Genomic DNA, 12,358 nt, shown 5'->3' with positions numbered 1-12,358 from the left:
CGCGGCGTTCCCCTCCCCCGCCCCGGCGGGCGCGAACCGGTCGGGGGCGGCGGGGTGGCCACCGGACCCGACGGCGGCGTCGGCCGGCTGTCGTGGCGCGGGAATGTCCCTGGGTACCCAGCCACGGAGCGCGTTCACCAGGAAAATCACCGACAGGTAGCCGGCGAGCGACACCAGCGCCACCCGACCGACGACCGGACCGACGAGTACGGCGACGGCGAGCAGGATCAGCCGGCCGTCCCAGCCCAGCCCGAGCGCGTGCATCAGCGGTGCACGCTCCCGCTTCTCCAACCGGGCGGTGAGGTCGTAGTGCCGCAGCGCCAGGACGAAGAGCAGCGCGAAGATCACCATTCCGTCCGCGTCGACCAGCAGCCCGGCCCCGATCACCAGCAGGTACTCGGCGGCCCGCAGCGCGGCCGGCACCAGCCAGTCCAGCGCGCCGCCGTGCGGTGCCGCCGCCGGTAGCCCGGCGACCAGCCCGACCAGTACCGCGAGCGGCACCAGCCAGCGCGCCGGCCCGGTGCCGACACCGACCAGGCCGGCACCGAGCAGGGCCAGGCCGGCCGCCACCCCGACCAGGGCGAGCGGCAGTGGCCCGGGCAGCCCGGCAGCCCGGCCGAGCGCGGCAAGCCAGCGGACCGCCGGCCCGTCGTCGCGGTGCAGCGTGGTGTCGACCCCGGTCAGCACCGACACCCGCATCGACCGGGCCCGCAGGGTACGCAGCGCCAGCGTGTACGCGGCCGCCAGAGCGCCCCAGACCAGTACGGCGACCAGGCTGACCAGCGGACTGAAGATCGCCACGGTCAGCGCGATCAGTGCCCACCGCTCGCCGATCGGGAAGACCACGGTGCGCTTCGCCCAGTACGTCAACGAGCCGGTGTCGGCCTGCACCCGGTTCGACGCCTGGCTGAGCCGGTCGCCGAGCCCGCCGGAGCCGGCCGGCTGCCCGGCCGGGCGGGGGCGCCTGGCCGCCTCGTCGTGCAGCGCGCCGTACCAGGTGTCGGTCATGTGCCGGACCGTCTGCAGGGTGATCGCCGCGATCGCCAGCGCCCAGCCGGGCCCGCCGGCCCGCTCGACCCCGATGCCGAGACCGGCGTAGACCAGGTATTCCTTGGCCCGGTCGGCGATGGTGTCCAGCCAGCCGCCCCACGGGCTGAAGTGCCGGGTGTACCGGGCCAGCTGCCCGTCCACGCAGTCGAGTACGAAGCCGAGGTAGAGCAGGATCGCGCCGCCGACCAGGGCCGGCCGGCCGCCGACGGCGAAGAGCACCGCCGCCGCCAGCGCGAAGGCGACCGAGATCGCGGTGACCCCGGTCGGGGTGAGCCGGAGCCGGGCACAGAGCTTGGTCACCCACGGCGACCAGGTGCTGACGAAGTAGGTGGTGAAGAAGTCGTCCTTCTCCTTGACCGAGAGCCGCAGTTCGGCCCGGTCCGGGTCGACCGCCGCCACCGCCGCCTCGGCCTCGGCCAGCGCCGTCGGGTCGGCCACCCGGCGGGCGACGAGCAGGCGTACCCGGTGGGCGAAGATCGTGATGCCGGTACCGGCCGCCGGGTTCCCGGTGTCGGCCGGTTCGGAGCGGGCCAGCGCGGCGAGCAGCCGGTCCAGCAGCGGGACCGGGTCGACGCCGCCGGTGACGGCCGCGGCCGTGTCGGCGGGCGCCCCGGCGAGGGCCGCGGCCGTGTCGACGGGCGCCCCGGCGAGGGCAGTGGCCGGGTCGGCGGGCGCCCCGGCGACGGCCCGGGCCGCGGCGACCAGGGCGGGCAGGTCGGAGACGCCGACGCGTACCGCTCCGCCGGAGGCGCCGGTCGGGGCGGCGGTCAGCGACCCAGCGGCGCCGACCTGCCCCCGGGGCCCGGCGGCGACGACCTGGTTGCGGTCCTCGACCACGCCGACCGGGCCGGCGCCCGGCTCGGGCAGCACCAGGGCCACGGTGCCGGGCATCGGACTGGTGGCCAGGTGCCGGAGTACGGCGGTGTGCGCGACCAGGTCACCGGAGCAGAGGAGCACCGGCTCCCGGGCGGTGCCGGCCAGCACGGCGACCTCGCCCGGGTCGTCGGTGATGACGACGTCCCGGGCACCGGCCGCGCGCAACTGCTCGCGGAGTCGGGCGGCCAGCGGCATGCCGTCGGGGCGGGTCAGCGGCCCGCCCGGCCGGGTGGGGGTGAGCAGGATCGCCAGCATCAGGGCCTGACCACGTCGTGGTATGCGTCAAGAGCCTCGCCTATGGTGCCGTCCACCCGCAATCGTCCTCCGTCGAAGTAGAGTCCCCGGCTGCAGAACCGGGTGAGATCGTTCTCGTTGTGCGAGACCAGCATTACGGTACGGCCCTCGGCGATGAGCCGGTCGATGGTGTCGTAGCACTTTTTCCGGAAGTCGGCGTCGCCGACCGCCGTCACCTCGTCCATCAGCAGCACCGGGTGCTGGAGCTGGGCGATCACCGAGAAGCCGAGCCGCACCTTCATCCCGGACGAGTAGTGCCGGACCGGGGTGTCGATGGCCTTCGCGATCTGTTCCCCGGCGAACTCGATGATCTCGTCGAAGTGCCGGCGCAGGAAACTCGGGCTGAGCCCGTGCAGCGAGCCGACCAGGTGGACGTTCTCCCGCCCGGTCAGGTCGCTGGAGAAGCCGGCGGAGAGTTCCAGCAGCGGCGCCACCGCGCCGCCGACCCGGATCCGTCCCTCGTCCGGGATCAGCACCCCGGCGATCAGCCGGAGCAGGGTGCTCTTGCCGGTGCCATTGCGGCCGATGATCCCGACGGTGTCGCCGGGAGCGACCGAGAACGAGACGTTGCGCAGCGGCCAGAAGACCCCGGCGGCGGGCTGCCGGCCGCCCCGGTGGATGAAGATCTCCCGCAGCCGCAGGTTGCGCCGCCGGTTCCGGACGAACCGGATGCCCAGGTTCTCCGCCTGTACCATCGCCCCGGGCATCACAGCTCCTTCAGGACCGCGGGTTCGAGTCGGCGGAACACCCACCAGCCGGCGAGCAGCACGAGCAGGCTGCCGCCGACCGCCACCCCGAGCAGCCGGGCGTCGGGGAACTCGTCCGGGTACCAGATCGCGTGGTGGAGCTGGAAGATCCCGACCAGCGGGTTCAGCTCGTACCCGATCTTGACCCAGTCCGGCAGTGAGGAGTCCCGGACCAGGGCCAGCGGGTAGATGATCGGGCTGGCATAGAAGAGTACCCGGGTGACCAGCCGCATCAGCCGCTCGATGTCCCGCATCAGCACGTTGAGCGAGGAGAGCAGCAGCGCGACCCCGATCAGCAGGGTCGCCTGGATCAGCACCGCCAGCGGCAGCGCCAGCAGCGACACCCCGAACTCGATCCTGTCGAGCGAGGCGTAGGCGATCGCGACCGCGACCAGGATCGGCAGCCCGGCGAGGTACTCGGCGAACCGGCCGGCGACCCGGCCGATCGGGAAGACCTCGCGGGGCAGGTTCATCGTGGTGATCAACCGGGCCTGCCCGGTGAGCGCGGCGGTCGCCTCGCCGATCGCCGCGCTGGTCCACATCCAGGCGAAGATGCCGGTGATCAGGAAGAGCGGGTACGAGTCGGCGGCGTCACCGAGGTGCCGGTCGGTGGCGGACCGGTAGAGCACCCCGAAGACGAAGAAGTAGATGACGCCCATGCCGAGCGGCTCGATCAGCGACCAGAGGTAGCCCAGCACCGACTGCTGGTATTTCACGGCCAGGTCGCGGCGGACGAGCAGCCGCAGCGTGTTGCGGTGCGACCAGACCGCCACCACGCCAGACGCCACAGCCGCCTCCCGCGCTCGTCATGGTCCGACCGCTCGCGGCCGGATCCCGGCCCACGGCGGCATCCCGGACCGCGGCGGCACCGAGGCCCGAAAGCCCGACATAGGGTAGCAGTCGGAAAAATCGCCCAAATGAGGGTTGACCGGGCTGCGCCCCCCTCCCCGGTAACGTGCCAACGCTACCCGACCGGCTTCCCCGACCGGGTCAGCCAGGGCTCAGCACTCGATGACGTTGACCGCGAGGCCACCCCGGGCGGTCTCCTTGTACTTGACCTTCATGTCGGCGCCGGTCTCCCGCATCGTCTTGATCACCTTGTCCAGCGAGACCGCGTGGTCCCCGTCGCCGCGCAGCGCCAACCGGGCCGCCGTGATCGCCTTGATGCTGGCCACCGCGTTCCGCTCGATGCACGGAATCTGCACCAGACCACCGACCGGATCGCAGGTCAGCCCGAGATTGTGTTCCATGCCGATCTCGGCGGCGTTCTCGACCTGGGCCGGCGTACCGCCCAGCGCCTCGGCCAGCCCGGCGGCCGCCATCGAGCAGGCGGACCCGACCTCGCCCTGGCAGCCGACCTCGGCACCGGAGATCGAGGCGTTCTCCTTGAACAGCACCCCGATCGCGGCGGCGGCGAGCAGGAAGCGCAGTACGCCCTCGTCGGACGCCCCGGGCACGAACCGGGTGTAGTAGTGCAGAACCGCCGGGATGATCCCGGCCGCGCCGTTCGTCGGGGCGGTCACCACGCGGCCACCGGCCGCGTTCTCCTCGTTGACCGCGAGCGCGAAGAGCGTCACCCAGTCCATCACCCGCAGCGGGTCGGTCGAACCGGGGTCGGCCTCCAGGCTCCGCCGCAGCTCGGCGGCGCGGCGCCGGACCCGCAGCCCGCCCGGCAGCGTCCCGGCCCGCCGGCTGCCCCGGTCGACGCACTCCCGCATCACCCGCCAGATCTCCAGCAGGCCGGAGCGGATCTCCGACTCGCTCCGCCACGACCGCTCGTTGGCGAGCATGATCCCGCTGATCGGCAACCCGGTCTCGGCGGTCAGGGCCAGCAGGTCGACTCCGGTGCCGAAGGGATAGCGGACCCGGGTGCTGTCCGGCTTGATCCGGTCCGCGCCGCTCGCCGTCTCGTCCACCACGAACCCGCCGCCCACCGAGTAGTAGGTCCGGGCCCGCACCGGTTCACCCGCCGGGTCGTACGCGGTGAAGGTCATCCCGTTCGGATGGAACGGCAACGAACGGCGGCGATGCAGCACCAGGTCCCGGTCCGCGTCGAAGTCCACCTCGTGCGCACCGAGCACCCCCAACCGGCCACTGGCCCGGATCCCGGCCACAGTCTCGGCGACCCGGTCCGGGTCCACCGTCTCCGGCGCCTCCCCGAGCAGCCCGAGCAGGACGGCCGGCCCGCTGCCGTGCCCGTGCCCGGTGGCGCCGAGCGAGCCGAAAAGCTCGGCGCGGACCCTGGCCGTCCCGGCGAGCAGCCCGTCGGCCTTGAGACCGGTCGCGAAGGTCCTGGCGGCCCGCATCGGACCGACGGTGTGCGAACTGGACGGCCCGATCCCGACCGTGAACAGGTCGAAGGCGCTGATCATCGAAACCCCTCCCGGGTCGGCCCCGTTGCCGACCCTGGCCCCGGGCAGTCGCCGGGACTCTCCCCAGCATCGCCCCTGAGCTGCCGGTCCGCGAGCCTACCCGGCTCCGCCCCGGCCCGTCGCCGACGGCATCGGCCGGAGCCCGGCGGCCATGTGCATCGGAGTCCCACCCCCGGCCGGGACTGCCAGAATCGTGTTCACGGATCTGGTACGCGCCGGGCGAGGAGAAGGCATGAGTGACTGGAACGACAAGATCATCGCTGAGTTTCGCGCCAACGGTGGGCAGGTGGGCGGTCAGTTCGCTGGCGCGCCGCTGCTGCTGTTGCACACGGTCGGCGCCAGGAGCGGCCAGCCTCGGGTAAACCCGATGATGTACCAGAAGGTGGACGATGGCTACGCCGTGTTCGCCTCCAAGGGAGGTGCGCCCACCAATCCGGACTGGTACCACAATCTGCTCGCGCATCCGCAGGCCCAAGCGGAGATCGGTACGGAAAAGGTCGAGTTGGTCGCCAGAGTCGCCGCCGGGGACGAGCGGGAACGGATCTGGAGCGCACAGAAGGCCGCGTATCCCGGCTTTGCCGACTACGAGCGGAAGACCACCCGCCAGATCCCGGTCGTCGTACTGGAACCTGCCCCGCGAGCATGATGACCACGAGGATGTGGCCGTGCGTTCCGGCCGGCCCTCCTACGAGGAATCCGCCAAGGCCGCACAGCGCCTGCAAGAGCCAACCGACCCGAGCGGCACGGGCCTGAGACGAATGCTTAGTTGCGAGCCGAGTTCGCTGAAGCCGAGCAAGCAGGGGTTGCCGAATCGCTGCTCGGACCTGTCGCAGGTGTCCGCCGGCCCCGCCCGGGTAAGTACCTACGGGTACGCGGTGTCTGGATCCGTCTGGAGACCGAGGGCGGCGCAGCCATCCGTTCCTACCGTGGAATCAGCCGCCCGTCTGAACGAAGCAGAGGAGACGTCGATGAGCCGCAAGCTCACCCGCCCCCGGGACAACCGCATGATCGCCGGTGTCTGCGCCGGCCTGGCTCGCCGCTTCGGCATGTCCGCCGGAATGATGCGGCTGCTCTTCGTCCTCTCGCTGCTGCTTCCCGGCACGCAGGTGGTCATCTACCTGGCGCTCTGGATCATCATGCCGAACGAGGACCGTTACTACGCCGGAACGCACTGACAGTGGGACGGTCGACTTCCGAGCCGGATACCTGACGATCTCCCCGCCCTGAAGGACGGGGATTCCCTCCGTGCTGCGCGCGGAACGCGCGGCGCCCGGGTGGATTTCTACTTCGTTGCGCGGTGCCGGCACGAGTGCCGGTGTCCGCGCCGAGCCGCCTGAACAGATCCTTGAAACCGCAGGTCACAGCCGCTTTGACTGACGCAGTTTGGTCGACAACGATGTATGTACTCGCGAGTCCACCAGATGAGAGAAGGTGGTAAGACTCATGTCCAAGAACGAAGTCAAGGTGCCGGTGCGCGAGACGCGCAAGCCGCGGAAGGTAGAGATCCGGAAGCTCGACAAGATCGAGACGACCGTGCTCTGCAACGGAGCGAGCGCCTGACCGTTGCCCGGTCGAAGGCTGGGCCGGCGCCGACGTGTGCGGCGTCGGCCCGACGGTTAGGGATGCGGGTGGCGCATGCAGAAGCCGCGGGTGAAGTCTGAGCACGAGCCGTACCGACTGGCCGATGGCCGGATCCGGATCGGGGGCGGAGTATTCGGGATTGCGGCCGAGATCTCCGACGCCGACGGCGTGGCCTGGGCCACGCTGCAGGCTATGGACGGTACCCGTAGCCTGGACGAGATAGCGGCCTATGTGTGCGAGCAACACCCTTGGCTGTCTACACAGGAAGCCGTGGCGGTAACAGACCAGCTGATCGCCTCGGGGTACGTGGAGGACGCAGCTGCTGCCGTACCGGACGCGTTGAGCCCCCGTGAACGCGAGAGGTACAGCCGCAGCCAGGCATTCTTCCGCTGGGTCGATCTGCGCCAGCAGGCCCATGGCTGGCAGGCTCAACTGAGGCTGCGCGATGCCAGCGTGCTGGTACTCGGCCTGGGCGGGACCGGTGCCACCGCGGCGTGGGCGTTGGCGGCTTCCGGGGTCGGACGACTCCATTGCGTCGACGCTGACGTCGTCGAGTTGTCGAATCTCAACCGGCAGATGCTGTACACCGAGAGCGACGTCGGCCGGGCAAAGGTCGACGTCGCGGTGGAACGCCTGCGCCGGTTCAACTCGGATATCGCGGTGACCGGCGAGCGGTTGCGGGTGACAGCGCCAGAGGATCTGACAAAGCTGCTGGTCGGGTGCGATGTGCTTGCCCTGTGCGCGGATGAGCCCCGGGGCGCCGACGGGATCCGGGCGTGGACGAACCGTGCCTGCGCCGCTGCCGGCGTTCCCTGGGTCGGCGCCGGATACAACGGACCGCTGGTGACGGTCGGTACTTTCACGCCCGGCGGCGGAGCCTGTTACGAGTGCCTGGTGAACTCCGAGCGCGAACGGCAACGTGCGCAGGCCGAGCGCGACGAGGCGTCGATGGACTTCGTGCTGGGGTTGGGCGGCCCCGGCGTGATGGCCGCCTCGGCGGGAATCTCGGGCCATCTCGTCGGGCACGCGGTGATTGCGGTCCTCACCGGGGCGCCGGAGCTCCCGACCGGCTGCGTCTACGGAGTCAACCTGGTGGCGCCTGATCATCTGGTCATGACGGGGTCCCCTGGCCGGCAACCTGGCTGCCCCGTCTGCGGATGACCACGATGATCATCGAGGGATCGTCCGCGGTACGGCTCCATGAGCTGCATATCCGGCCCGATGGCGACGAGTGGGTCGTAGGTCGGATCGACATCGGGGAGTTTGTGGCCCTACCCGTCGTCGGGGTGCGCGCCATCGATCTCCTCCGCGAGGGTTGCAGCGTCGAGGTGAGTCAGGATCGCCTAGTAGCGGAAGGACTCGGCGAGATCGATGTCGCGGACTTCGTCACCGAGCTTGCCGAACTAGGGTTTGTGGCCGCGATCGATGGGCGCGAGGTGGCGTCGTTGCCGCCGATTCGGCCAACCTTCCCCTGGCTGCGGCCAGCCCACACCCGGTGGGTGCAGGGCCGCGCGATACGCGTCATCGTCGGCGTCGTGATCGCCGCAGGGCTGATCGCGGCGGTCACGCATCCTCACCTGCTCCCAACGCCCGAGGTGATGGTGTGGAGCACCAGCGGCAGCCTGGTGCTCCTCGGGCAGGCCATCCTGTTCTGGACGTTGATCTTCATTCACGAGTTGGCTCACCTGGCCGCTGCGCGAGCCGTCGGCGTTCCGGGCCGGATTCGGTTGAGTACACGCCTCCATTTCCTCGTCGCCCAGACGGATGTGACCGGAATCTGGGCCGCGAATCGAACGCAACGGATGACCGTCTACCTGGCAGGTATGGCGCTCGACGCCTCAATCGCATCGATCGCGACGCTGGTCGTAGTGGTGGCGAACCCAACCACGGCGGTGCACCGGATTTCCGCTATCGTCCTGCTGAGTGAGGTTCTCCTGCTCGCCCCGCAACTCCTGATATTCATGCGGACCGACCTCTATTTCGTACTGCAGGACCTCACTCGCTCGCGCAACCTGTACGCAGACGGTTCCGCTTTCGCGACGTACCTCGCCGGGAGGCTGTGGCGAAGGTCGGCGGCGATCGATGATCCGAGCCGGCAGCTGCCACGCGGCGAGCGTCGTGCGGTGCGCGGCTACACCGTGCTGCTCGTCGTCGGTACGGCAGCATGCCTGGGCGTCGCCGTCGGCGTGAGTCTGCCGGTTGCCCTCCATCTGATCTGGCAGGCTGTCCATGCGTTGAGCGCCGGCAGCGCCTGGCTGGAGATCGCCGATGCCCTCGCCACGATCCTCGTGGTCGTCGGTTTCCAACTCCTCTGGTGCCGGCTCTGGTGGCGTCGGCACGGGGCACGGATCCGCCGGTGGACCAGCGACACGGCCGCGCACCTCACCCGTCGGTCTACGGCTGGACGTAGGTGACGGTCACCTGCTCGTAGCCGAGTGACCGGAGCATCTGGTCCAGCATCTTCCGGGTGTTCTCCTGGGCGCGCTCGCCGAGCCCGCTGCTCTTGGCCGCCTCGCCGATCTTCTGCTCGGCCTTGAGATAGACCTGCCGCTGCCGGTTCGGGTCGCCGCCGAAGACCTCACCGAGATGGTTGAGTATGCCGCGATCCTCGGCGAAGATGTAGCTCCGCTCCAGGTCGAGGTTGACCTCGCCGAGCTGCGGTGCCGGCAGCTTGATCTCCACCGACTTCCGGTCCTCGGAAACCACCACCGCGTCGTCACCGAGCGCTCCGAAGTCGACGTACGCGTCGACGGTGCCGGCCCCGACGAAGAGGGTCCGCTCGCCGAGGAGGAAGTCCGGGACGTACTTCCGGTCGTTCTCCAGGTCGACGACGACCTCGAAGTTGCCCTCCGCCGCGACGAACCGGCTGAGGTCCTGGATCGACTTCAGCAGCGGCGGCTGGCTGCGGTCGGTCTGCTCCTTGGCGAACGGATTACGCCAGTCCGGCAGGATCCCGCTGACCTGCACGCCGAGCACCAGCACGGCGACCACGCCGATGATGCCGACCAGGACGAACACGCCACGGCCCCACCGGCTGCCGCCCGACGGCTCCGGGTCGGACTGCTCCGGTCGCGCCTCGTCCGCGTCGAACGGCCGGGTGTCGTCGTGCGTCGTGCCGTCGGCCCAGGGGTCGGCCGGGCCGGGCGGCGTGGCCTGCCCCTTCGCATAGCCGGGGAACTCACGCGTGGGCTGGTTGACATCGCCTTCTCGGGACATCGGCCCTCACCGTCCTTGTCCAAAGGAGCATCTGAGGAAAACGGTACGGCCCCGGTACGACACCCGCGAGTCGAGCCTTACCGACCCGGATCGGCCGGACGTTCACGCAGCTCAGGAGGCTACTGTCCGCCCCTGCGGCGCCAAGGACCGGCCCAGACCATCAAGGCTGTTGCGGAACTGTTCCGGTGGAGGCGATGAACGCGCACCACGCGGCCGAGGTGAACGTCAGCACCGGGCCGCCCTGGTCTTTGCTGTCCCGGACCATGACCACACGGGGCGCTGTGGCGACCTCGACGCAGTTGCCGCTTGAGCCGGACCTAGTGCTCTTGCGCCAAATGACGCGAGCCATGCCGTGCCCTCCTAGGTGCTCAGGTCTGCCGCAATCGCACGCAGCGTATCTCGCGTGGGCTTGGGTGCCAGCGCAAGGGCTTGCAGTTGCTCGTGTGCCGCGGCGTACGCCGTAACCTCCCCAGGCTGTTCCAGGTACAGCGCTCCGGTCAGAGTGTCGACGTACACCATCCGGTCTTCGGCCGCGTCCGGGTACGGGGCCGGCATCGGCGGGAAGTCGAGGATCACAAAGCTGCCGTCGAAGCCCACTCCGGCCGCGTAGGGAAGTAACTGAATGTGGACGTTGCTCCGGGTCGAGTCTTCGACCAGCCGGTTGAGCTGCCGTTGCAGTACCTCGGGACCGCCGACCATCCGGCGAGCCGCACCCTCGTCGATGACCACCCGCAGCATCGGTGGATCGTCGCCCGTCAGAATGGCTTGCCGCTCCATCCGTAGTGAGACTTGTCGTTCCACCTCGCCGTCTTGCATCGGGACGGGGGCGCCCTGGAATGCTGCCCGCGCATACTCCTCGGTCTGCAGCAGGCCGGGGACCATCTGGCACTCGTAGGTCCGAATGACGGATGCCTCTGACTCCATCCCGACGTATGCGGCGAACCAGTCCGGCAAGACGTCGCTGTACCGCTGCCACCATCCGCGTTGCTTCGCTTGCCGGGCCACCGTGATCACGGCTTCGGCCTGGTCACCCTCCACGCCGTACAGCGTCAGGAGCGCCCGTACGTCGTTCGGATGTGGGCGGACCTCGGCTGTCTCGATCCGGCTGAGCCAACTCGCGTCGTGATCAACGCGCCTCGCGGCTTCTGATGACGAGATCCCTGCCCGCTCGCGGAGCTGGCGCAGGGTCAGCGCCAGGCGCCGCCGCCTGACGGTAGGGCTCTGGCGTTGACGCATGCCGTCATCTTGCCATGCGGAAAACCTGAGTGCTGATCACAAAATGCGATCCGCATTTTTGTAATCCGCATATTGCGGATCGCTCTTTTGCGTGGGACGGTGATGCCGGGTGCGGTGGTCGGATGACCAACCCGAAGGCCCGGCCACCGCGCTCCCGACCGACGGGAGGTCCGGGCGTGTTCTTGATCCGCTGGTGCTTGCGGGAGTTCATGCTGTGGGCACGCAGGCGACACGGGCCGGTGTGGTCACATCTCCACGACCGAGGGTTCTGTCGGTGCGGGGACGACTGGCCGTGTCGTCAGTACGGGGAGGCGTGGTACCGGAGTGCGCGGCGCAGCCGGGTCAAGGACTACCGGTGGCATGAAGGCCGCTGGGTGCGGGTCCGATGAACCGCGCGCCCGTGCCCGGGGACGTGATCGGGGTCGGTGCAGCGGCCAGCGTTCAGTTCGGGGGAGAACGGAAGTTGAGAATGCGGGTCGTCGCGGTGGACTTCCGCGCGACCTACTACGGGTATGCCTGGATCGCCGGCTACATGCTCGACCGGGACGGCATGGCGATTGACAAGCGGGAGATCTTCGTCCAAGTCGCCGGACTGGTGCTGTTGCGACCTGCGGCAAGGCGCACCTGACCCGCGCTGCCTCCGACCCCTGATGTCGTTCGGCTGGAACGGCGGCCGCTGCCGACGAGTCGTGCGGGTCGGTCGCCGGGGCGATCACTCCCCGGGTCGGCGGGGTCGGCCCGACCACCGTGGCGATGCTGTTCCACAACGCCGTCGAACTGGCCGAGCGGCAGAGCTGTCAGTAGTCGATGTAGACGCGGACCCGCATGCCAGGCTGACACATGATCGTTGAGTACCCACGTTCTCGGAGCTCCCCGCGGGTACGCTGCCCCCGGCGGCCGTGACTGGCGTCGGGTGGAGCACCACCGGGAAGCGGACGCCGGACTCGACTCCGTCGCCGTACGCCTGGGTGTCGGGGCTTTCCCCGT

At 69.8% G+C, this 12,358-nt stretch carries 11 protein-coding genes, 2 pseudogenes and 1 riboswitch; of the genes and pseudogenes, 6 read left to right on the top strand and 7 right to left on the bottom strand.

The window, feature by feature from the left end; genetic code table 11:
* Positions 1-51: 51 nt before the first annotated feature.
* The 4 genes and pseudogenes from ABNF97_RS09710 to ABNF97_RS09695 form a co-directional block, all read right to left on the bottom strand.
* A pseudogene (locus tag ABNF97_RS09710) lies at positions 52-2,181 on the bottom strand (DUF5941 domain-containing protein); the annotation flags it as partial.
* Positions 2,181-2,915 (bottom strand): ABC transporter ATP-binding protein, encoded by a 735-nt coding sequence (locus tag ABNF97_RS09705; RefSeq protein WP_486484926.1) that lies wholly within the window; start codon positions 2,913-2,915, stop codon positions 2,181-2,183. The gene ABNF97_RS09705 and the pseudogene ABNF97_RS09710, both read right to left, overlap by 1 nt.
* Positions 2,916-2,926: 11 nt before the next feature.
* Positions 2,927-3,754, bottom strand: coding sequence for an ABC transporter permease (locus ABNF97_RS09700; protein WP_130461753.1), 828 nt, complete (start codon positions 3,752-3,754; stop codon positions 2,927-2,929).
* A gap of 213 nt (positions 3,755-3,967) precedes the next feature.
* Positions 3,968-5,338 (bottom strand): L-serine ammonia-lyase, encoded by a 1,371-nt coding sequence (locus ABNF97_RS09695; protein WP_130461752.1) that lies wholly within the window; start codon positions 5,336-5,338, stop codon positions 3,968-3,970.
* Positions 5,339-5,570: 232 nt separating this feature from the next.
* Between ABNF97_RS09695 and ABNF97_RS09690 the strand changes: the two genes are divergently transcribed.
* The 4 genes from ABNF97_RS09690 (at position 5,571) to ABNF97_RS09675 (ending at position 9,333) form a co-directional block, all read left to right on the top strand.
* A complete protein-coding gene (locus ABNF97_RS09690) occupies positions 5,571-5,984 on the top strand; it encodes a nitroreductase/quinone reductase family protein (protein WP_130461751.1) in 414 nt (137 codons plus the stop codon).
* Between the two features lie 322 nt (positions 5,985-6,306).
* Complete coding sequence (locus ABNF97_RS09685) at positions 6,307-6,513, top strand: PspC domain-containing protein (RefSeq protein ID WP_130461750.1); 207 nt, start codon at positions 6,307-6,309, stop codon at positions 6,511-6,513.
* Between the two features lie 460 nt (positions 6,514-6,973).
* Entirely contained in the window at positions 6,974-8,080 is a 1,107-nt protein-coding gene (locus tag ABNF97_RS09680; protein ID WP_130461749.1) for a ThiF family adenylyltransferase, read from the top strand.
* On the top strand, positions 8,077-9,333 hold the full coding sequence (locus ABNF97_RS09675) for a hypothetical protein (protein ID WP_130461748.1): 1,257 nt from the start codon (positions 8,077-8,079) through the stop codon (positions 9,331-9,333). Before ABNF97_RS09680 ends, ABNF97_RS09675 begins: the two co-directional genes overlap by 4 nt.
* On the opposite strand, the gene ABNF97_RS09670 is transcribed toward ABNF97_RS09675, so the two are convergent.
* The 3 genes from ABNF97_RS09670 to ABNF97_RS09660 form a co-directional block, all read right to left on the bottom strand.
* On the bottom strand, positions 9,314-10,135 hold the full coding sequence (locus ABNF97_RS09670) for a DUF4230 domain-containing protein (protein WP_130461747.1): 822 nt from the start codon (positions 10,133-10,135) through the stop codon (positions 9,314-9,316). The two genes, ABNF97_RS09675 and ABNF97_RS09670, sit on opposite strands and share 20 nt — an antisense overlap.
* Before the next feature lie 160 nt (positions 10,136-10,295).
* Entirely contained in the window at positions 10,296-10,484 is a 189-nt protein-coding gene (locus tag ABNF97_RS09665; protein ID WP_130461746.1) for a DUF397 domain-containing protein, read from the bottom strand.
* A gap of 11 nt (positions 10,485-10,495) precedes the next feature.
* Positions 10,496-11,371 (bottom strand): Scr1 family TA system antitoxin-like transcriptional regulator, encoded by an 876-nt coding sequence (locus ABNF97_RS09660; RefSeq protein WP_130461745.1) that lies wholly within the window; start codon positions 11,369-11,371, stop codon positions 10,496-10,498.
* A 385-nt stretch (positions 11,372-11,756) separates the two neighbouring features.
* On the opposite strand from ABNF97_RS09660, the gene ABNF97_RS09655 reads away from it, so the two are divergent.
* Positions 11,757-11,999, top strand: a complete 243-nt coding sequence (locus ABNF97_RS09655) for a hypothetical protein (RefSeq protein ID WP_130461744.1) — start codon at positions 11,757-11,759, stop codon at positions 11,997-11,999.
* A gap of 53 nt (positions 12,000-12,052) precedes the next feature.
* Positions 12,053-12,175, top strand: a pseudogene (locus ABNF97_RS09650) (bifunctional 5,10-methylenetetrahydrofolate dehydrogenase/5,10-methenyltetrahydrofolate cyclohydrolase); the annotation flags it as partial.
* 85 nt (positions 12,176-12,260) lie between these two features.
* Positions 12,261-12,348: riboswitch (ZMP/ZTP riboswitch) on the top strand.
* Positions 12,349-12,358 lie beyond the last annotated feature (10 nt).

This window comes from Plantactinospora sp. B6F1, assembly GCF_040120695.1.
Taxonomy (GTDB): domain Bacteria; phylum Actinomycetota; class Actinomycetes; order Mycobacteriales; family Micromonosporaceae; genus Plantactinospora.
Note: the sequence above shows the minus strand (reverse complement) of the source record. Positions and strands in the feature narration are given on the sequence as shown.